A 19,691-nucleotide genomic window follows, 5' to 3' on the forward strand; every position below is an offset into this window, starting at 1 on the left:
TTGCACAGTAAGTGTCTTAGGAGGTTTCTATGAAAGAACAGGATTTTCTAGAGGGTCTGCGGGATGCTATCCCAACAGCTCTGGGCTATGCCAGTATCGGTTTGGCCTGCGGTGTCGTTTCGGTCAATTCAGGAATTTCCGCAGTGGAAATGGCTTTGATGAGCCTCTTGGTCTATGCAGGGAGTGCCCAATTTGTCATGTGTGCCATGATTTTGGCAGGGGCTCCCTTGGTGTCCATAGCGGTGACGGTTTTCTTTGTCAACCTGCGGAATTTCCTCATGTGCCTGCACACGACGACCATTTTTCAGGGCAACAGTCTGGGGTCTAATATCCTGATTGGTTCTTTTGTGACGGATGAGTCCTATGCGGTGCTGCTCCGTAAGCACATTGAGGAAAAGCAGATTGCCCCTAGCTGGATGTACGGCAATAACTTTGCGAGCTACGCTTCTTGGGTAACCTTTACCATTTTGGGTAATGTGATTGGAGGGCTGATTCCAAATCCAGAGCAGTTTGGCTTGGATTTTGCCCTGGTGGCTATGTTTGTCGGCATTTTCTCAGGTCAGTTGGAGGCCATGGCTCGGACCATTCCGTTGAAAAAAATCGGCTTGATTTTGCTGGCGGTGGGTCTGGCCTATGTCGGTCTGTCTGTGCTAGTGTCGTCCTATGTTGCGGTGCTTCTGGCAACGCTCTTGGGCTGTTTTGTGGGGGTGATGATTGATGATAAAAACTAGTGTTCTATTGATTATTCTGGCGGCGGCTCTGGTGACCTGGGTGCCACGCGTCCTGCCTTTTGTCTTGACGCAGAACAAATCCCTGCCTCCAAAGTTGGTGAAATTTCTCAGCTTTCTGCCCATCACCATTATCTTTGCCCTGACCCTCTCTAGCATCATGGACGAAGAGGTAGGCTCCCTTCCCAGCCTTCTCCCTGTCGAAAGTCTGGCCCTCATTCCGACCTTTTTGGTGGTCCTGAGGACCAAAAATATCCTCCTCGCAGTAGTGGTTGGTGTCTTGACGACAGCTGCTCTCCGCTTGCTTTTCTAGGAGGTGGCTATGGTTAAGAAAAATGCCAGAGGTGTGGTACTTTGTCTAGTCTTGGCTTTGGTGGGACAGTGGTTAGGCGGCTTGTTTCCACTGGTGGGTGGGCCTGTTTTTGCCCTTCTAATCGGAATGAGCCTGCATTCTTACATTTCAAGGAAAAATACATTTCAATCAGGCTTGACCTTTACTTCTAAGAAGGTCTTGCAGTATGCGGTCATTTGTTTGGGATTTGGATTAAACTTATCTGCGGTCTTGGCAGTTGGGCGCCAATCTCTACCGATTATTCTGTCAACCATCAGTTTTGCCTTGTTTTTGGCGGTTCTGATGTGGAAAATCTTGCCCATTTCATCTCATCTGGCAACCTTAATTGGCGTAGGGACCTCTATCTGTGGAGGGTCTGCCATTGCGGCGACGGCTCCTGTTATCCAGGCGGATGATGAGGATGTGGCACAGGCTATCTCGGTCATCTTTCTCTTTAATGTCTTAGCGGCCTTGATTTTTCCGACTTTGGCAACTTGGCTTGGTTTTTCGACCGATTCGGGTCAGGCCTTTGGGATGTTCGCCGGAACGGCGGTCAATGACACCTCGTCGGTAACCGCGACAGCAGCTACTTGGGATAGCCTTTACGGACTGGGCAGTCAGACCTTGGACACGGCAGTGACGGTCAAGCTGACGCGGACTCTGGCTATTATCCCGATTACAACGGTCTTGGCGATTTGGCGGAGTCGAGGAAAGGGAGTTCAGGCAGACAAGAAGTCCCTCTTGGCAGGTTTTCCGACCTTTATCCTCTATTTTATCTTGGCCAGTCTGGTGACTACAATCGCGGGTCGCTTTGGACTGGGGATGGACTTGTTTGCCCCACTCAAAACCCTGTCCAAATTTCTCATTTGTATGGCCATGGCGGCCATTGGTTTGCGAACAGATGTCTTTTCTTTGGTGAAAAATGGCAGAGCTGCTCTTTTTGTCGGACTAGTTTGCTGGCTGGGCGTGACTGTGTTGACACTGGTTGGGCAGGCGATTTTGGGTATATGGTAACAGTAAAACAGCCTTCTCTTGCGAGAGGCTGTTTTTATGATTTCAAACGGAAAGTCTGCGGGGCTTTTTTCAATAAAATCCAGTAACCGATGCTGACATAGGCAATCATAGCCAGGGAAATGAGTAGGATATACAAGTGACTGCCTAGGTCCAGCTGGGTGTTGAGGTAGGCTACCCAGTAGAGGGCACCGCTGAGAAATTTATAGACTGGGTTGACAACCTCCATATCCTTGGTAAAGGGTTGGAGAATATAGTAGATAAAGAGGTCGTGGAAGGAAAATAGGGCTGTTAGACTCAGCAGGAGCAGAGCAGTTAGGAGATAGGTTTCAATAGGGAGTTGCGCTCTGGTAAAGATGATGAGGGCCAATAATAGAGAACCAGAGAAGGCAGCATTTAATTTTACAGTTTGCAGAAAACGATAATGAAAGCCTGCAATAATGGTCTTTGCTTCGCGGTAAAATGGATAGTGGAGCATGGAAATATCGCAATTAACAAAGACCATCTGTGCGACTGCTTTTCCCATGGAGGCGGCATACATGACCATGAAAGCAAAAGGTAGTCCCTCGATGTAGTTGGCATTGCTTATCTCTATATCCTCTTTTGAAAACCAACGAATTCCTTCAATAAAAAGGACAATAGCTAAAAGACAACCCAATCGAAAATGCAGTTTTTTCGCAAGGACAGAACGATAGCGGTCAAATAGCAGAGCGTTTAGGTAGGTCATGCCTGACAGATGAGTCAGGTCCTTTCCTGTTTCCATACTCAGTTTCGCCTGCATCTGTAAACCTTGTCGGGTGTACTCGTTCCCTTTGGTCAGCTCAAAAATCTTCTTATCCATCTGCAAGGACTGGTCCATGCAATAATAGAGATAGTCCAGATGATTGGTCTGTTGCTTCAAATAACCGTAGCCAAACCAAATCAGCAAGACCTGACAGACAAGCACAGGCAGTAAAAAGATGGGTGACAGATGATTGCGGAAGAGGATAAGACTGGCAATAGTTGCTAGACCAGTACCCAAGATAACCCAGGATTGCCAAGAATTACGGCGGGATAGAATCCGTCGATTAAAAAAACAACGATTGAGAGCCTGTCCGGTAAAACTTCCTGCTGGAATGGTCAGTAATCCTAGAGGCAGATAGAGCCAATTTCCTGATAGGCTAGAAAAAATCAGCAGGGCAGGCAGGTAGGACAGACTGGTGATAATGGGTTCTACAAATAGTTGACTTTGGAGAAAACTAGATTGGGAAAGTCCAAAATTTTGCATGAATTCCCGTTCGGACTTGGCGATAAAAGGCTCAAATCCCTTGCCAAGCCGATAGGTGTAGCCAACAAAGATCAGCCATAGAGAAAAGCCAAGGAGCCAGGTCCCTGGAAGAATATTCCAAAAGGTCAATTCCTCACTGGCTAAGATATTCATCCAAAAGGAAGCAAAGTAGAAATTCAAGGCCAGCCACAAACCCTTGACAAGAAAGCGACTGGGAATGGAGAGGACGTGCAGGATCAAAAAGAGACTAGACTTAAAGCTATAAGACTTGAAAATACTCTCTGGAATGCTCTGGCCCACAAGCGGCAGTTTTCGCAGGTAGTAGAAAAATCCGTTGACGGTCCGATAGAGATTGTATTTTTCCTGATACCAAAAATAACGTAGAATGGTTTTCATAAGTCCCTCCTAGTCTGCGGTCAAAAGGGCAACCACTTCCTGTTCAAAATCAGGATCGTGGAGCTTGTCACTCGGAACAGCCTGTAATTCTTGGTGATGCAGCAAAACAATCTCGTCACAGAGATCCTGAGCCAGTTGTAGAATATGGGTTGAAAAGATAATGACGGAATCCTTCTTAGCCTCCCGAATCAGCTGTTTAAACTCGTGGGCAGCCACTGGGTCAAAGGAAGTCAGTGGCTCATCCAAGAGCAGGACAGGAGGTTGAACAATCAAAGACAGGAGTAACTGGACCTTGTTCTGCATACCGTGGGAAAAGTCCTTGAGTAGACGGTGCTGGTCTTCTTCTCCGATACCGACTAAGTTCAGCCATTCTTCTGGACTGCGAGGAGATTTGAGCTTATCCTTGTGGATATCCATATAGAAACGGACAAACTCGTAAGCCGTCATAAAGGCAGGTAGTTGCGGATAGGTCTGGGTAAAACCGATGTCCGTGTTGTCGTAGTCCAGAGCTTCCTCGCCCTCTACAAACTGGATACTGCCACTGTCTAGGGTCATATTACGGGCAATGCAGTTAAACAAGGTTGTCTTACCAGCCCCGTTCCGTCCCAGCAAGCCGTAAATCTTGCCTTGTTCAAATTGAAAACTGGCATCCTCCAGAATAATCTTGTGATCAAATTTTTTAGAAATAGAAGAAAGTTTCAGTTGCATAGCGAACCTCCTCTTGTTATATTGTTATGACTTTATCATACAACAATAAACAAAAAAATTCAAGCAAAATTTGCTTGAATTTATAGAGAAGATAGGGAATGTTTTTGTTTGCCGTTCTTGTCAAAGTTGGCATCCTCTAACCAGCTTTCTAGTCGCTGTTTACGGGAGTCCCATTCTTTGTCTAATATAGAAAACCAATCTGTATCACGATTTCTTTCCTTATAGACCAATGCTTGTCGAAATGTGCCTTCATAGGTAAAGCCCAATCGTAGTGCTGCTCGGCGCGATGGACCATTTAAATGATCACACTTCCATTCATATCTGCGATAGCCTAGGTTTTCAAAAACATAGGACATAAGCAAGTAGTGAGCCTCTGTTGCTTGGCGTGTTTTTTGGAGTTTTGGAGAAAAGAGGACCCATCCCACTTCAATGACGCGATTTTTAGGATCTATGCGCATCAGTGCAAAAGTTCCAATAGCCTGATTGGTAGATTGGTCAATGATAGCAAGATAATAAGGATCGGCTGAGTCCAACATGTGTTGGAAATATGTTTGAAAACTTGGATAGTCTTTAAAGGGAACAATAGATAAATAGGTCCAATCAGCTTGATTGGCAGTAGGACCATAGAATTGATATATTGCATTGGCGTGTTCTGGTCTGAGTTTTTCCAAGCGAACGGTTTTTCCTTGGAGCACATCAATAGTAGGGAGACTACCAGCTTGATGATGGGGTATTGGTACGCCGATTTCTTGATTAAATGAATTAATAGGCATATCCTCTCCTTTTAGGTTGAGCTTTAAGGGTGATTTTGAATAGTGTACTACTCAAAGGAAATCGAACTCAGACTAGGCGACGAAGATGTAGATAGAACTGAAGTTCATCAAATCAAGTCAACAACGTCTGAGTTGGATTTACGAAGAGTAGGAACTCCCTGCCACCCAGCCAGTTGCCAAACAGTAGGTAATGTTAAAGCCACCGGTGTGGGCATTGATGTCCAAGACCTCTCCTGCAAAGTGAAGGCCAGGAATTTTCTTACTTTCCAAGGTTTTTGGATTGATTTCCTTGAGGTCAACGCCACCCTTGGTTACAAAGGATTTGGCCAGAGACATCTTGCCTGTAATCTTGATAGGTAAGGCTTTGAGGAGGGTGACCAGTTCAGTCAGGTCTTTTTGGGAAACTTGTTTGACCTTACGGTCATAATTCTCAGCGAAAAAGTCTGCTAGGCGGTCTGGCATGAGTTCTCTGAGGGCATTCTTGACGGATTTTTCCCTGTTGGCTTCTAAATGTTCAAACAAGTCCTGTTCAGAATGGGTCGGCAGAGCATCGAGAAATGCGGTTTCGCCGCCTTTGACAAAACTAGACAGCCGAAGGGCAGCGGGTCCCGACAGGCCAAAGTGGGTGAAGAGCAGGTCGTGGGTGATGACGTGTTTACCGTAGGTCAGAGTGACGTCGTCCAGGGAAATGCCTTGCAGCTTCTTGTGGGGGAAGTCGGTCAGAACGGGGCTTTCAGCGGCCTCAATCTCCGTGACTTCCAGCTTGAAGTGGCGGGCAATATCGTGGCCAAAGCCAGTCGAGCCAGTGGAAGGATAGGTCTTGCCGCCAGTGGTGACAATCAGCTGGGGAGCCGTAAAAGTTTCCTCGCTGGTCTTGACATGAAAGAGGTCATCAATCTTGCGTACGGACACCACCTCAGTCCCTGTGCGGATGTCCACGCCATTTTCCAGCATCTTCATCTCCAGGCACTTGATAATGGTCTGGGAACGGTCGGTGGTCGGAAAGACACGGCCGTGGTCCTCCACCTTGAGCTTGACCCCATTTTCCTGAAAGAAATTCATGATGTCGTGGTTGTCAAACTGAGAAAAGACGCTGTATAGAAAGCGGCCATTTCCAGGAATGCCAGCCAGTAGGTCTTCCAAAGTGCCGTTGTTGGTCACATTGCAACGTCCGCCACCTGTGCCAGACAGTTTCTTGCCCAAACGCTTGTTTTTTTCGAGGAGCAGGGTTTTCTTGCCGTAAAAGCTAGAAGAAATCGCGGCCATCATGCCAGCAGGCCCCGCTCCGATAATAATGGTATCTACTGTGTTCATGCCTTTATTGTATCATATTTTCATCAAGAAAGTAGTTTGAGTCTTTGCTATGATTTGTGGAGTTTTTCCTTGAAATTGCGGAAGACCATTGACGGGATAGGGGAGTATACTTAGACTAAGGGAAATTAGTTTTTATCAAGAGCCTGTATGTACAAGCAAAGTATTTTTGTGGAAGCTGCATTGTGAATTCAGGTTCTAACAATTCCGTCTGTAGCATGAAAGAAAGTAGGTAGAAGAATGGTAACTGAGCAAAGAGAGTATCGTTTTCCAGCAGGTTTTTTGTGGGGCTCCTCCACTTCAGGGCCTCAAAGTGAAGGAAGCGTAGCTGGTGATGGAAAGGGGTGGAATAACTGGGATTACTGGTACAGTCAGGAACCGGAGCTCTTTCACCAGCAAATAGGACCGGAACAAACATCAACTTTTTATGAACATTTCCAGTCAGATTTGGATTTGTTGGTGGAAACAGGTCATAGTATTTTTCGCACCTCTATACAGTGGTCACGTTTGATTCCGAAAGGGATAGGCGAGGTCAATCCGCAAGCTGTGGAGTTTTATAGGGCTGTATTTGCAGGTATTCGAGAGCGTGGGATAAAGCTTTTGGTCAATCTCTATCATTTCGATTTACCCTATGTCTTACAGGAAAAAAGGGGCTGGGAAAATAAGGAGATTGTCTGGGCCTATGAGGCTTATGCTCGCCAGTGTTTCAGTCTCTTTGGAGATCTGGTGGATCATTGGATTACCTTTAATGAACCCATTGTTCCAGTAGAATGTGGCTATCTAGGAAGCTATCATTATCCTTGCAAGGTGGATGCAAAGGCAGCTGTGGTCGTAGCGTATCATACTCAACTAGCTAGTTCTTTGGCTGTTCGGGCCTGTCACCAACTACACCCAGACCACAAAATTTCCATTGTTCTTAATCTTACTCCTGCCTATCCAAGAAGTCAGAGTCCAGAAGATTTACAGGCAGCGCGGATTGCTGAGCTATTTCAAACGAGAAGCTTTTTGGATCCATCTGTTTTGGGACAATACCCGAGGGAACTGGTTGACATTCTTGAAAAACACGGTTTATGTCCAGAAACCACAGAGGAGGAATTGACTATTATCAAAGAAAATAGGGTTGACTTCCTGGGGGTAAATTACTACCAGCCCCCGCGCGTGCAGGCTCCTTCAGAAGATGGATGGAACGAAGAAGCCACTTTCCTATCCCAATATTTCCAGCCTTATGATAAGCCTGACAAGAAAATCAATCCCCATAGAGGCTGGGAAATTTATGAAGAAGGGCTGTACGACATTGCCAAAAATATCCAGGAAAACTATGGGAATATCGAATGGTTGGTAACTGAAAACGGCATGGGAGTTGAAGGGGAGGATGTTTTTGAAGAAAATGGCATGATTCAGGATGACTATCGGATTAACTTCATGGAAGACCATTTGATTCAGCTCCATCGAGGTATTGATGAAGGGGCGAACTGTAAGGGCTATATGGTCTGGACATTTATTGACTGCTGGTCTTGGTTAAATGCCTATAAAAACCGATACGGTTTGGTCTCGCTTGACCTCCAAACTCAGAAGCGTACCGTTAAAAAATCTGGATATTGGTTCAAGCAAGTGAGTGCTAAAAATGGTTTTATTAGATAGAATGTATATTTCGTTTCTACATAACATTGCATTGAGATAGGATGCTTTTGAGGTTTGTGATTATCCACTAATGCTTGGTAAGAAAATTCTTATATTATCCAGTTAGAGAGGGATAAAAACTAAATCAGCGAACACCTCCACATTTCAACAATAAAACAGCCACTGATAGCAGATTTTGCTAAAAATGGCTGTTTTTTCTTATTTTCTCATTGAGAATGAGAGTTAAAAAAATAACGGTGTTAAGAATTGCACTGTTAACTAGAAAGGTAATTGTGGTATAATAGGTACATTAGGAGGTTCACTATGGTTGAATTTACTCTTGAGCCTTTTGCTAACGACACTTTCAAATTGCTTAAATCATTGAAAGAAAATCAAATTGAAGTAAAAGGCATTTATTACATACCGCTTTCTCAACAAGAGATTGCAGACATTAACAAAATGTCAAAACTAAAAACGAATAGACTTCTGCGTGACTTGATTGAAGGCGGCTTTGTCTGCCCTTATCAAAATAAACGTGGAAAATATGAAATTACTGAAAAAGGACATAAGGTATTGTGCCTAATTCAGAAGAAAAATGTATAATATTGTGGAGAATTAGAATGTCAAATGTGGAAAATGCATCTGTAATAAATAATTTGATTAAATTAATAAAAGATATTTCGGAATCAAAAGTAGATTTTAAACATGCTAGTATGTTATTAGAAAAGTTTGTTGACGAACAAGATAAAGATGGGGTAATAGAATTAGTTCGTTCTATTGGAATTCTACCAGAAGCCATAAAAGCAAGTTCTTCTCAAGAAAAATTATTTTCTAAGGCTGGAGACATTATTTTAGCTAAATCTTTTCGTTTACTTAACTTAAATGCAAAGCCACTTGAGCAACGTGGCAATGCAGGTGACGTGATAGCTTTGTCAATTGAATTTAATTACGGTATTATCGCCGATGCAAAATCCTTCAGATTAAGTAGAACAGCTAAAAATCAAAAAGATTTTAAAGTTAAGGCGCTCAGCGAATGGAGAGAAGACAAGGATTATGCTGTTTTAACTGCGCCTTTTTTTCAATACCCAAGTGATACTAGTCAAATATACAAACAGTCGCTAGATGAAAATGTTTTGCTCTTTAGCTGGGAACATTTGTCAATAATGTTGCAATTAGAATTATCAGAGAGTAATTCTCTTTCCTTAGAACAATTATGGAATTTTCCATTGAAGCATAGAAAAAGAACTACAGTTGAAGATTCAAATAAAAACTTTATGGCTGATTTTAACCTTTATTTCATGGATTTGTTTAAACTTGAAAAAGAACAACTTCAAGAATTACTTCAGGCTGAAATTTCAAAAATAAAAGAACGTTCAATTTCAGAAATTGAATATTGGGAAAGTCAAGTCAAGAAAATAAAAACTTATTCACGAGAGGAAGCTATAGAAGCATTGTTAAAAGAAATAAATATTTCTGCAAAATTGAATACGATTAATAAATTTGTTAAAGGACTTAGTAATGAAGGTAGATTGTTTTTATAATGATGATTCAATTGTTGGCCTAAAACAAATACCTACTAATTCTGTTCATGCTATTATCTCAGATATTCCTTATGGAATTGACTATGATGATTGGGATGTGCTACACTCAAACAATAATAAGGCTCTTGGAGGGGCATCTGTTGCTCAATCAAAGAATAGACTCTTCAAGCGCAGAGGAAAACCATTGAATGGTTGGTCAGAAGCTGATAAACTTCGACCAATAGAGTATCAGAACTGGGTTTCAAGCTGGGCTAGTGAATGGAAAAGGGTTATTAAACCTGGGGGCAGTGTATTTGTATTTGCGGGAAGACAACTTTCACATAGAGTGATTGTAGCATTTGAAGATGCAGGTTTTACTTTTAAAGATATGCTTAGTTGGGAGCGTGATAAAGCTCCACATAGAGCTCAAAGATTGTCTAAAATATACGAGAGACGAGGAGATACAGCTAATAAAGAAAAATGGAGCGGTTGGCGAGTTGCGAATTTAAGGCCTGTATTTGAACCCATATTATGGTTTCAAAAGCCATATAAAACGGGAGGAACGTTGGCTAGCAATGTTTTAGAGACTGGAGTTGGCGCTTGGAATGAGAACGCTTTAATTAAGTGGAACAAGAATAAAGATAGCTTGAATCAATCAAATATAATTAAAGTTGATGTCTTTGCAGAGGATAGGGGATATCACGCTACGCAAAAACCGCTAAATTTAATGAAATTATTAATTGAATTGGTGACAGTTGAAGAACAGGTTGTTTTAGACCCATTTGCGGGAAGCGCTACGACACTAATAGCTGCCAAACAATTAAACCGAAAATATATTGGATATGAAAAAGATTCTGATATTTATAAAATTGGAATCAATAGATTAAAGCATCTGATATTATAAGGTTCTATTTCTCCACTCCAACACTTGTAAATCCTCCTCATCAATTAATGAAACTCTTTCCTCAGCCAGTTCTTGGTAGAGAATATCCTGAATATTCTTCTGTTTCAAAATCATAGAGACTAGAGACCATCTCGCTAGTTTTCTATATCGGGGGATATGACACTCTTTGGCAATGGCATATAGTCTTGTTTTAGGAAGAACTAGGAGGTATTCACGTTTATTAAAGGAAAGGATACCATCTTCCTCGTTAAATTTGAAATATGGGTTGTCAATTGCATCTCTTGCTTTCTCAGTTTCTTCTTTCAAAACTTCCATGTAACGGGAACTTGGTTTTGGTAATACTAATGTTTTTTGCCTTACTTCGGTTGAAGTAAGGTTTTTCTTTGTCTTTAAAATCTCAATAAAGATAGCTTCTGCATCTTTTTGAGAAGTGGGATAATGTCTATGTTTAGTTCTCCAATTGCGAATATAGGTGAAGAAACCAATGTAGTCTTGTAGATACTTAGTGGATACATTAGTCATATTACGATAGATATACTGTTTAATCTCTTTATGCAATTCATTGACACGACCAAGAGATAAGCCATTCTGGTATTTCAATTCGGTGAAGGTATCAAATAACACTTCTCCCCGATTGGTAATACGATCACTAATCCCTTCATAGTAGAGATGTTCTAACACTTTCTTATTTGCTTTCTTTTCAAATTCTTCTGTCGCCTGCATCACATAGCCATGATCTCCAATCACTTTAATATAGTTAGAAGGACGAACATAGTGAGGTGTATTTCTCAATTTGCAATAGTCCTCATAAATACTATTTGCATCACTACAGAGATAAGAAATATTATCAAAGTGTTCGTCAAACAAATCAAAGAAAAGTTCAGGTGATACCTTGCCTAAACTCGCTACTTTACAAACACAATATCCTCTACTATCAACAGCTGTGATGACAGTGGCGAATTCTGAACCCATCACGCCATACTGGGAAGGTTGCCTGCCATAACGTGGTTTCCTATAGGCGTTCTTACTGATAGTGGAAACTAACTGCCGACTTCCTTTTTGACTTTCTCTAATAAAAGTCTCATCTACTTGGACAACCCCTGTTAATTGAGGCATTGGCATCTCAGCCAGAGCATGAATTAATTTCATTCTCCAAAACCACACAGTTTTATAATCAATGCCAGCGCAGCCATAATCATTTATCAAGACATTCATCATATCGTGAATAGGATAGCGGTTTATCACCATTTCTAACACTTTAACCCAAATATCCCAATGCCAACGTGTCTTCTCCAAAATAGTGTCAGTAAAGCGATTGAACCGCTTATGGCAGTCCTTGCATTTGAACCGTTGAATGTTATGCCGTTTTCCATTTTTGACCACAGAATCAGAGGTACAAGAAGGACAAGTTGTATTAACTTCTAATTTCTCTAAGCGTTGCTCAAAATTAGATACAACAAGCTGATTGAGTGTGTTGGAGAAATCACTGCTTTGCTTTTGAAAATAGTGTTCCACCACGTTTTTAAATTGTGTATAAGGTAGTGTTTCCACATAATTCAAGACATCTTCTAAACTGAGTTGTTTTTTAGCCATTTGCTTCCCTCTCAACTCTTTATAGTTTAATTATCTACACCATAATTGTACCATAAAAAGAAGTGGTTTCACAACAAGAAATAGATATATTTTGAAAAAATGCTAGTGAGTAAATTTGAAATGAAGGTATTTATAACTATCACACGATTATTGGATAATATAAGAAAATTCCCCTAGATTTGACAGGGATAGGGTTCTGTGGTAATATTTTAATGATACAAACTATGAGAAATGTAAGTACCGAGGATATTATGGGAATCGAAAAAACAGTCAGTGAGTTAGCTGAAATTTTAGGAGTGAGCCGGCAGGCTATGAATAATCGTGTCAAATCACTTCCTGAAGAATTTGTAGATAAAAATGACAAGGGTGTGACCGTTGTAAACCGTGCTGGCTTGATTAAGTTGGAGGAAATCTACAAAACAACCATTTTTGAAGATGAGCCGATTAGCGATGAAGTCAAGCATCGTGAATTGATGGAAATTTTAGTTGACGAGAAAAATGCTGAAATCATCCGCTTATATAGTCAATTAAAAGCCAAAGATAAGCAACTTGCCGAAAAAGATGAACAACTCAAGGTCAAAGATGTGCAGATTGCTGAGAAGGATAAACAGTTGGATCAGCAACAGCAATTGACACTAAAAGCTATGGCTGATAAGGAAGTTCTCAAGTTGGAATTGGACGAAGTTAAAGCACAGGCAGAAGAAGTGCAAGCTAAAGGCTTCTTTGCACGTTTGTTTGGGAAATAAAAAGGTCCGGGGGACCTTTTTATCATGAGCTTGAAAACAAGAGAGCGAATAAAGGTCCGGGGGACCTTTTTATCATGAGCTTGGAAACAAGAGAGCGAATAAAGGTCTGGGGGAGTGAAACAGTCTGGGGATAGACTGTTTCAGCCCGAGTCTGGAAATAGGAAAGCGAGGTACAGTCTGGGGATAGACTGTTTCAGCCCGAGCTTGGAAATAGGAAAGCGAGGTACAGTCTGGGGATAGACTGTTTCAGCCCGCGCTAAAAAATGGAAGATGATATGTGATATAAGAAGATTGGTGGGCACCAATCTTTTTTAGTTTAAGTAGTGAGCACAATTGAATTTTTGTTTTTCATTATATTAATTGGGCTCAAAGACTCTAGAAATCAGAAATGAAAAGGGATACAATTAAGACAAGGAGGAAAATATGGTTGATAATCGTACCATGGCAATTCTGATGGAATTGTTTGCGACTCGAAAAGAAAGTTTGTACGAACTTAGTATTCAAACAGGAATTGAAAAGGAGCAGCTACATTCTAATTTGGAACTAGTCAATCAATTGTTGCAAGAACATTCCTTCCCGCAGATACAATACAAAGATAGCGAGTTTGTTATTTCTACGGAGCTTTACAATCAAAAAGAAAGTGTATTCTCGCTCTTTCGCAATCGCCAGATCTATCTTTCGCAAGAAGAAAGACAGCTTCTTATCTATCTTTATACCTTTATCCGAAAAGAATTTGTATCAAACGTTCACTACCAAGAATTATTGAGTGTGAGCCGTAATACAACGTTGACGGATATTAAGAATGTAAAGGAACTTTGCTTGGACTTTCAAGTACGTTTGGAATATACGAGGGCGAAAGGCTATCATCTAATTGGTCGAGAAGAAGATAAACATCGCTTGGCGCTTTATGCACTCAGTAATTGTTTGCAGTCTTCGATTGGTGTGTGGGCTTTGGATTATATTCTTAAATCTTGGGGTGAGGAAAATCCTATTGAAGAATTGAAAATAGTGAGTCAGCAAGCTTGCAATTATTATAAAGTCTCAGCTTTAGAAGAGAGATTGGATGAATATTTGTATTTTTTGATATTTTTATTTATCCGTCAGGCGCGTGTTGGCAACCTTATTAACTGGAATTTTGAAGGAAAGGTAGGGTTTGTAAAAGATTTTCTGCAACGCCTTTGGAAATTATTACGTTTAAAAAGTACTAGCACATTAGAATTAAATGCTGCGACACAAGAGTATCTGTCACATTTACTGCAAGGATGCTTAGAAGGTGAGAGCGGAGAAAAGGATGACCTATTTTACCACTTGACTGTAGAAATAGTGGAAGAGATGGAACGTTTGTCCTTAATTGCTTTTGAACATCGCTCGGAAATGATTGAAGGTTTGCAACGTCACCTAATTCCTGCTTACTATCGTTTAACATCTCGTTTGGTAAATGTCAATTCATATACTGAAACCATCAAAGAAGAGCATGCCGACTTGTTCTATCTTGTAAAAAAAGCTTTGCGGCCTTTGGAAGAGCATCTAGGTTTTACTATACCAGATAGTGAGGTATCTTATTTTGTCATCCACTTTGGTGGCTACATCGAAGCAGGTCAACAACGTTCATATCGTTATCGGGCCTTGGTTGTTTGCCCAAATGGAGTGAGCTCTTCGCTGATTGTAAAAGAAAATCTACGGCAACTATTTCCTAATATCTATTTTGCCGATACCCATTCCTTACAGGATTGGAAGATGCTAGACATGACAGACTATGACATGGTATTTGGAACTATCAAGCTGAATATAGAGCTACCATTTTTCTTGGTATCCCAGCTGATGACCTCTAATCATAAAAAAGAATTATTTCATTTGGTTAATCAGCATTTCCCAAATGCGGCTTATTTTCCGATTGAGATTGAGCAGTTATTATCACTTGTTGGGAAACATGCAACCATTCATCAGGAGCAGGCTTTAAAATATGAATTGGTGCAGTTTCTCAATCAGCGCTCCCATGAGCAAAGGGGAAGGAGTCCTATGTTAGAAGAATTGATTACAAAAGAGACCTTTCAATGGTCTGAGGAAGTTTTAGACTGGCAAAAAGCAGTTGCCCTGGCTGCACGACCTCTGGTAGATAAAGGAGCTATAGAAACTCGATATATTGATGCTATGATAGCGAAGGTAGAAGAGTTTGGTCCATTTATTGACCTAGGTAAAGGAATTGCGATTCCACATGCACGACCAGAAGATGGGGTTAATGAGGTAGGGATGTCAATGTTGGTATTGGATAAGCCAGTTTATCTATTGGATGACCCTAGTCATGAAATTCGGCTGTTCATTTGTATTGCAGCCGTGGATAATCAAACCCATCTCAGAGCACTCTCGCATTTGACAAAAATTTTGCGAGAAGAAGAAAATATTCAACAACTTGTCGGCGCCAAAGAATTTACCGACGTACAACATTTATTAAAGGAGGAACAGTAATATGTTACGAATTGGAACAGCCTGTGGTTCAGGTTTAGGCTCTAGCTTTATGGTTCAAATGAATATTGAATCCATTTTGCGAGATTTAGGTGTATCAGATGTTCATGTGGAGCATTATGATCTAGGTGGTGCTAATCCGAGTGAAGCAGATGTGTGGATTGTCGGACGTGACCTGGCTGATTCTGCAACTCATTTAGGAGATGTTCGAATATTGAATAGTATTATTGATATGAATGAGTTGAGGGAACTTGTCACGGCTATCTGTCAAGAAAAAGGTTTGGTTTAAATCGTATACACGGGGGATGACCCGCAAAGATAAAATTATAAAGGAGACAGAAAATGATATTGGATTTTCTCATTGATATTGCTAAAACTCCGGCAATTCTGGTTGCTCTCATTGCTATTCTAGGTTTAGCCTTACAGAAAAAGCCCGCAGCAGATTTAATTAAGGGGGGCTTGAAAACTTTTGTTGGTTTTATTGTTGTTGGTGGTGGAGCGAATATTATTGTTGGCTCGCTTGAGCCATTTGGTCAAATGTTTGAACAAGCTTTCAACTTGAAAGGGGTTGTTCCAAATAATGAAGCAATTGTAGCGATGGCTTTGGATAAGTATGGAACTGCTACATCCTTGATTATGTTGCTTGGAATGGTCTTCAATATTGTTATTGCTCGCTTTACACGCTTTAAATATATTTTCTTGACAGGACACCACACACTATATATGGCCTGTATGATTGCAGTTATCATGAGTGTTGCAGGATTCACTTCTGTCGGCTTAATTGTGATGGGTGGGTTGGCTTTAGGTCTGATTATGACACTCTCCCCAGCTTTCGTTCAAAAATACATGATTCAATTGACAGGAAATGATCATGTTGCTCTAGGTCACTTCAGCGCACTTGGTTACTGGTTGAGTGGTGTAGTAGGCGGTTTGGTCGGTGATAAGTCTAAGTCTACTGAGGATATTAATTTCCCTAAAGGTTTGGCATTCTTGCGTGATTCAACTGTCAGCATTGCCATTTCTATGTCCTTGATTTACATGATTGTGGCTTTGTTTGCAGGCGGTGATTATATTAAGGAAAACCTTAGTGGCGGTACTAACAGTATGATTTATGCCTTGACCCTAGGTGGAACTTTTGCAGCAGGTGTTTTTGTTATCTTATCTGGTGTACGCTTAATTTTGGCGGAAATTGTTCCAGCCTTCAAAGGAATTTCAGAGAAGTTGGTTCCGAATTCCAAACCAGCCCTAGACTGTCCAGTTGTTTATCCTTATGCACCAAACGCCGTGTTGATTGGCTTTATCTCTAGTTTTGCAGGTGGTATTGTCAGCATGATTATTCTTGCCTTGACTGGTGGTGTCGTTATCCTTCCAGGTGTCGTACCACACTTCTTCTGTGGAGCTACTGCAGGTGTTATGGGGAATGCCTCAGGTGGTGTTCGTGGAGCTGTTTGCGGTGCTTTTATGCAAGGCGTTCTCATCAGTTTCTTGCCGGTGTTCTTGCTCCCAGTTTTGGGAGACCTTGGTTTTGCAGGTTCAACATTCTCAGATGCAGATTTTGGTCTATCAGGTATTTTCTTGGGAATTCTTGCTAAAAATGGCGGTATTCTCACAGTTTCTGTTGGTATTTTTGCAGTATTGGCCTTGATGCTTGGATTGTCATTGGTGAAAAAAGAACAGAAAGAAGGATAATATGACTAGTGGTACAGCTGATTTGAAACGATTTGCCAAAGAAATTCGCTACCATACCTTGGCGACTTTGAATCAATTAGGATTTGGTCATTATGGTGGTAGCTTATCAATCGTAGAAGTGTTGGCTGCTCTATATGGAGAAATTCTGGACATTCGTGTCCAGAATTTCTCTTCTAAGGAGCGGGATCACTTTATTCTGTCTAAGGGACATGCAGGTCCAGCACTTTATAGTACGTTGTATTTGAAAGGCTTCTTTGATAGAGATTTTCTCTTGTCGCTAAATCAAAATGGAACACATTTGCCTTCACACCCTGACCGAAACTTAACGCCAGGGGTGGATATGACAACAGGTTCGTTGGGGCAAGGGATGAGTGTCGCGACAGGTGTTGCTTATGGTAAGAAGATAGAACAGTCACCGTACTATACCTATACTCTGGTAGGGGATGGGGAGCTTAACGAAGGTCAATGCTGGGAAGCGGCTCAGTTTGCAGCCCACCACGAACTATCGAAACTGATTCTGTTTGTGGATGACAATAAAAAACAACTAGACGGTCGTACCCATGATATTTGCCAAACCTTTGATTTTGTTGAAAAATTTCAGGCTTTTGGTTGGGAATCAGTGCGTGTGAATGGTGCCGATATAGATGCTATTATAAATGCTATTCTAACAATGAAGTCAAGTAAGTCTCCTCAACCAAAATGTATCGTTCTTGATACTACTAAGGGGCAGGGAGTTACCTTCTTAGAAGAATTAGAAAGCAATCACCATTTGCGTTTGTCGGGTCAATTACGGGAAGATTTAGAGCAAGTAACACTTGTTTTAGCGAGAGAGTTGGAGGTAACGGAATGAGACAGACAAAGGAGATGCGACTGGTTTATAGTGATTTTCTAGCTCAGGTAGGGCAGGAAGACACAACCATAGCAGCTATTGAAGCAGATTTATCCAGTTCAATGGCTACCAACAAATTGTCCTCTGTTCTGGGTGGACGCTATGTCAATGTAGGTATCATGGAACAGGAAATGGTAGGGGTAGCAGCTGGATTATCTCTTCTAGGATACAAGCCATACATTCATACTTTCGGACCATTTGCTAGTCGTAGAGTCTATGATCAGGTGTTTATCTCTCTAGCTTATGCCCAGCTTAATGCCACGATCATTGGTTCCGATGCGGGGGTATCAGCGGAGATGAATGGTGGGACTCACATGCCGTTTGAGGAGCTGGGCCTAATGCGGCTCATTCCAAAAGCGCGTGTTTATGAGGTCAGTGACGATGTCCAGTTTCAAGCTGTTCTTAAAGAAACCATCAAGGTAGAGGGGTTGAAGTACATTCGCACCATTCGGAAAGCGCCAACGGCTATTTATCAAGGTGGAGAAGATTTTAGCAAAGGCTACTGTGTCCTTAGGCAAGGGGAGGATATGACCTTGCTTGCGAGTGGTATTATGGTAGAGCAGGCATTAAAGGCGGCGGATCAGTTAGAGGCTCAAGGAGTATCTGTTCAAGTCATTGATCTTTTTCGTATCAAACCAATTCATGAAGACATACCAGCTCTATTATCAGGAAGACCAGTATTAACTGTAGAAAATCATAATCGAATTGGCGGCCTAGGTAGCAGCATTTGTGAGCTAATGGCTACAGATTTAACGACCCCAGTACATCGAATTGGTATTGAGGAGTCTTTTGGTCAAGTTGGTCAACAGGCCTATTTGATGGATGTTTATGGACTGACAGCAGAGCATATTGTTAAACAAGCACAATTAATGTTACAACAATAGTGAGATAGTAATTCGTATTTTATGTAGCCCTTCGATTTACTTTGGCTTGGAAATAGGAAAGCAAATCAAATGTAAGAAATCAAGCTCCACTTAGGAACTTGATTTTTTCTTATTCTCTAACCATTCTTCTCTTAAAATTCCATATTTGATAGAATCATGATAATGTCCTTGCCAGTATCGAACCTTGCGGATATGGGCTTCTTTGGTCATGCCTAATTTTTCTGCGGTTCTCATCATGCCCTTGTTGCCAGACCAGGTAGTGAGCCCGATGTGTTCCAATTCTGCAAATTGCTGGAAAATGGTATCAATCCAGAGTTGGAGAGCAGCTGTGCCATATCCTTTGCCCCAGACCATGTCGTCATAGATTTCAATCCCGATTTCGAGCCAGCGTGTTGGCTGGCACTCCCAGTATAGTCTTTTAGTTTACTTTTAGTACTAGGCAACGAGCCGCAGGCATAACTGGAGTTAGGCAAGGCGAGTTAACGAAGTAATAAAAGAAAAACTAAATGACGATAATAGCTCACAAAGCCGATAGGCTGCTAATCCACCAGAATTGCTCTGACACAATCTTTTTGAAGCCACTGGTAAAGTTCCAATGCTTGAAAATCCTCAAAAGTGGCACAGGCCTGGTAGTCATCAAAATAGGGTGCCGCAAACTCCTTCCAGCGAGGTGCGACTTGACGGTGGCCAATGTTCCAAAGTGTATACAAATAATCTTCATACTCTTCGAAAATTAAAATTATCCGTTGTCAACTTGCCTTGATGAACCCCAGTTCTATCGTCGGCTTCGTTTCCTAGGCTATTTTTAATTTTCATTGAGTATCAGTCATCGGTGCAATTCTAATCATGAGAACCTCC

Annotated in this window: 18 protein-coding genes and 1 pseudogene; 13 read left to right on the plus strand and 6 right to left on the minus strand. The window is 41.5% G+C overall.

What is annotated here, in order from left to right:
• The first annotated feature begins 29 nt into the window (after positions 1–29).
• From ODU55_RS02320 to ODU55_RS02330, 3 genes are read left to right on the plus strand one after another with little or no spacing between them, the layout of a single operon-like run.
• Positions 30–731, plus strand: a complete 702-nt coding sequence (locus ODU55_RS02320) for an AzlC family ABC transporter permease (RefSeq protein ID WP_398581727.1) — start codon at positions 30–32, stop codon at positions 729–731.
• Entirely contained in the window at positions 718–1,041 is a 324-nt protein-coding gene (locus ODU55_RS02325) for an AzlD domain-containing protein (RefSeq protein ID WP_172047170.1), read from the plus strand. The genes ODU55_RS02320 and ODU55_RS02325 overlap by 14 nt, the downstream gene beginning before the upstream one ends.
• A gap of 3 nt (positions 1,042–1,044) precedes the next feature.
• Positions 1,045–2,073 carry a YeiH family protein gene (locus ODU55_RS02330; protein WP_398581728.1) on the plus strand — a complete coding sequence of 343 codons (1,029 nt, stop codon included), beginning with the start codon at positions 1,045–1,047 and terminating at the stop codon, positions 2,071–2,073.
• Positions 2,074–2,107: 34 nt separating this feature from the next.
• Here ODU55_RS02330 and ODU55_RS02335 read toward each other — a convergent pair whose 3' ends face one another.
• The 4 genes from ODU55_RS02335 to ODU55_RS02350 all read right to left on the minus strand — a co-directional run bounded on the left by ODU55_RS02335 (position 2,108) and on the right by ODU55_RS02350 (position 6,528).
• Complete coding sequence (locus ODU55_RS02335) at positions 2,108–3,733, minus strand: hypothetical protein (protein ID WP_398581729.1); 1,626 nt, start codon at positions 3,731–3,733, stop codon at positions 2,108–2,110.
• Between the two features lie 9 nt (positions 3,734–3,742).
• Positions 3,743–4,441: an ATP-binding cassette domain-containing protein gene (locus tag ODU55_RS02340; RefSeq protein ID WP_398581730.1), complete on the minus strand. Its 699-nt coding sequence runs from the start codon at positions 4,439–4,441 to the stop codon at positions 3,743–3,745.
• An 80-nt stretch (positions 4,442–4,521) separates the two neighbouring features.
• A complete protein-coding gene (locus ODU55_RS02345; RefSeq protein ID WP_398581731.1) occupies positions 4,522–5,214 on the minus strand; it encodes a GNAT family N-acetyltransferase in 693 nt (230 codons plus the stop codon).
• 138 nt (positions 5,215–5,352) lie between these two features.
• Positions 5,353–6,528 carry an NAD(P)/FAD-dependent oxidoreductase gene (locus ODU55_RS02350; protein WP_398581732.1) on the minus strand — a complete coding sequence of 392 codons (1,176 nt, stop codon included), beginning with the start codon at positions 6,526–6,528 and terminating at the stop codon, positions 5,353–5,355.
• A 237-nt stretch (positions 6,529–6,765) separates the two neighbouring features.
• On the opposite strand from ODU55_RS02350, the gene ODU55_RS02355 reads away from it, so the two are divergent.
• From ODU55_RS02355 to ODU55_RS02370, 4 genes are all read left to right on the plus strand, one after another.
• A complete protein-coding gene (locus tag ODU55_RS02355; RefSeq protein WP_398581733.1) occupies positions 6,766–8,166 on the plus strand; it encodes a glycoside hydrolase family 1 protein in 1,401 nt (466 codons plus the stop codon).
• 303 nt (positions 8,167–8,469) lie between these two features.
• Positions 8,470–8,748, plus strand: coding sequence for a hypothetical protein (locus tag ODU55_RS02360; RefSeq protein ID WP_398581734.1), 279 nt, complete (start codon positions 8,470–8,472; stop codon positions 8,746–8,748).
• A 17-nt stretch (positions 8,749–8,765) separates the two neighbouring features.
• A complete protein-coding gene (locus tag ODU55_RS02365) occupies positions 8,766–9,686 on the plus strand; it encodes a HindIII family type II restriction endonuclease (protein ID WP_398581736.1) in 921 nt (306 codons plus the stop codon).
• Positions 9,664–10,569, plus strand: a complete 906-nt coding sequence (locus ODU55_RS02370; protein WP_398581737.1) for a DNA-methyltransferase — start codon at positions 9,664–9,666, stop codon at positions 10,567–10,569. Before ODU55_RS02365 ends, ODU55_RS02370 begins: the two co-directional genes overlap by 23 nt.
• Here the strand turns inward: ODU55_RS02370 and ODU55_RS02375 are convergent.
• Positions 10,564–12,162 (minus strand): IS1 family transposase, encoded by a 1,599-nt coding sequence (locus ODU55_RS02375; protein WP_398581738.1) that lies wholly within the window; start codon positions 12,160–12,162, stop codon positions 10,564–10,566. The genes ODU55_RS02370 and ODU55_RS02375 overlap by 6 nt on opposite strands.
• A 251-nt stretch (positions 12,163–12,413) precedes the next feature.
• On the opposite strand from ODU55_RS02375, the gene ODU55_RS02380 reads away from it, so the two are divergent.
• The 6 genes from ODU55_RS02380 (at position 12,414) to ODU55_RS02405 (ending at position 18,833) form a co-directional block, all read left to right on the plus strand.
• Entirely contained in the window at positions 12,414–12,908 is a 495-nt protein-coding gene (locus tag ODU55_RS02380) for a DUF536 domain-containing protein (protein ID WP_012774919.1), read from the plus strand.
• A 423-nt stretch (positions 12,909–13,331) separates the two neighbouring features.
• Positions 13,332–15,374: a BglG family transcription antiterminator gene (locus ODU55_RS02385; RefSeq protein ID WP_398581739.1), complete on the plus strand. Its 2,043-nt coding sequence runs from the start codon at positions 13,332–13,334 to the stop codon at positions 15,372–15,374.
• 1 nt (position 15,375) lies between these two features.
• Positions 15,376–15,660, plus strand: coding sequence for a PTS sugar transporter subunit IIB (locus ODU55_RS02390; protein ID WP_002935998.1), 285 nt, complete (start codon positions 15,376–15,378; stop codon positions 15,658–15,660).
• A gap of 53 nt (positions 15,661–15,713) precedes the next feature.
• On the plus strand, positions 15,714–17,060 hold the full coding sequence (locus tag ODU55_RS02395; protein WP_014635822.1) for a PTS ascorbate transporter subunit IIC: 1,347 nt from the start codon (positions 15,714–15,716) through the stop codon (positions 17,058–17,060).
• Position 17,061: 1 nt separating this feature from the next.
• A complete protein-coding gene (locus ODU55_RS02400; protein ID WP_044683669.1) occupies positions 17,062–17,910 on the plus strand; it encodes a transketolase in 849 nt (282 codons plus the stop codon).
• A complete protein-coding gene (locus ODU55_RS02405) occupies positions 17,907–18,833 on the plus strand; it encodes a transketolase family protein (RefSeq protein WP_398581740.1) in 927 nt (308 codons plus the stop codon). Before ODU55_RS02400 ends, ODU55_RS02405 begins: the two co-directional genes overlap by 4 nt.
• Positions 18,834–18,923: 90 nt before the next feature.
• Here ODU55_RS02405 and ODU55_RS02410 read toward each other — a convergent pair.
• Positions 18,924–19,576, minus strand: a pseudogene (locus ODU55_RS02410) (GNAT family N-acetyltransferase).
• Positions 19,577–19,691 lie beyond the last annotated feature (115 nt).

Origin of the sequence: Streptococcus sp. 2022WUSS037 (genome assembly GCF_044427225.1) — a bacterium.
In the GTDB taxonomy this organism is placed as follows: Bacteria; Bacillota; Bacilli; order Lactobacillales; family Streptococcaceae; genus Streptococcus.

Bases quoted from the DNA above. Each gene is read 5' to 3' on its own strand.
- ODU55_RS02320 (WP_398581727.1), top strand. From the start codon at position 30: ATGAAAGAACAGGATTTTCTAGAGGGTCTGCGGGATGCTATCCCAACA.
- ODU55_RS02325 (WP_172047170.1), top strand. From the start codon at position 718: ATGATAAAAACTAGTGTTCTATTGATTATTCTGGCGGCGGCTCTGGTG.
- ODU55_RS02335 (WP_398581729.1), bottom strand. From the start codon at position 3,733: ATGAAAACCATTCTACGTTATTTTTGGTATCAGGAAAAATACAATCTC.
- ODU55_RS02340 (WP_398581730.1), bottom strand. From the start codon at position 4,441: ATGCAACTGAAACTTTCTTCTATTTCTAAAAAATTTGATCACAAGATT.
- ODU55_RS02345 (WP_398581731.1), bottom strand. From the start codon at position 5,214: ATGCCTATTAATTCATTTAATCAAGAAATCGGCGTACCAATACCCCAT.
- ODU55_RS02350 (WP_398581732.1), bottom strand. From the start codon at position 6,528: ATGAACACAGTAGATACCATTATTATCGGAGCGGGGCCTGCTGGCATG.
- ODU55_RS02355 (WP_398581733.1), top strand. From the start codon at position 6,766: ATGGTAACTGAGCAAAGAGAGTATCGTTTTCCAGCAGGTTTTTTGTGG.
- ODU55_RS02360 (WP_398581734.1), top strand. From the start codon at position 8,470: ATGGTTGAATTTACTCTTGAGCCTTTTGCTAACGACACTTTCAAATTG.
- ODU55_RS02365 (WP_398581736.1), top strand. From the start codon at position 8,766: ATGTCAAATGTGGAAAATGCATCTGTAATAAATAATTTGATTAAATTA.
- ODU55_RS02370 (WP_398581737.1), top strand. From the start codon at position 9,664: ATGAAGGTAGATTGTTTTTATAATGATGATTCAATTGTTGGCCTAAAA.
- ODU55_RS02375 (WP_398581738.1), bottom strand. From the start codon at position 12,162: ATGGCTAAAAAACAACTCAGTTTAGAAGATGTCTTGAATTATGTGGAA.
- ODU55_RS02380 (WP_012774919.1), top strand. From the start codon at position 12,414: ATGGGAATCGAAAAAACAGTCAGTGAGTTAGCTGAAATTTTAGGAGTG.
- ODU55_RS02385 (WP_398581739.1), top strand. From the start codon at position 13,332: ATGGTTGATAATCGTACCATGGCAATTCTGATGGAATTGTTTGCGACT.
- ODU55_RS02390 (WP_002935998.1), top strand. From the start codon at position 15,376: ATGTTACGAATTGGAACAGCCTGTGGTTCAGGTTTAGGCTCTAGCTTT.
- ODU55_RS02395 (WP_014635822.1), top strand. From the start codon at position 15,714: ATGATATTGGATTTTCTCATTGATATTGCTAAAACTCCGGCAATTCTG.
- ODU55_RS02400 (WP_044683669.1), top strand. From the start codon at position 17,062: ATGACTAGTGGTACAGCTGATTTGAAACGATTTGCCAAAGAAATTCGC.
- ODU55_RS02405 (WP_398581740.1), top strand. From the start codon at position 17,907: ATGAGACAGACAAAGGAGATGCGACTGGTTTATAGTGATTTTCTAGCT.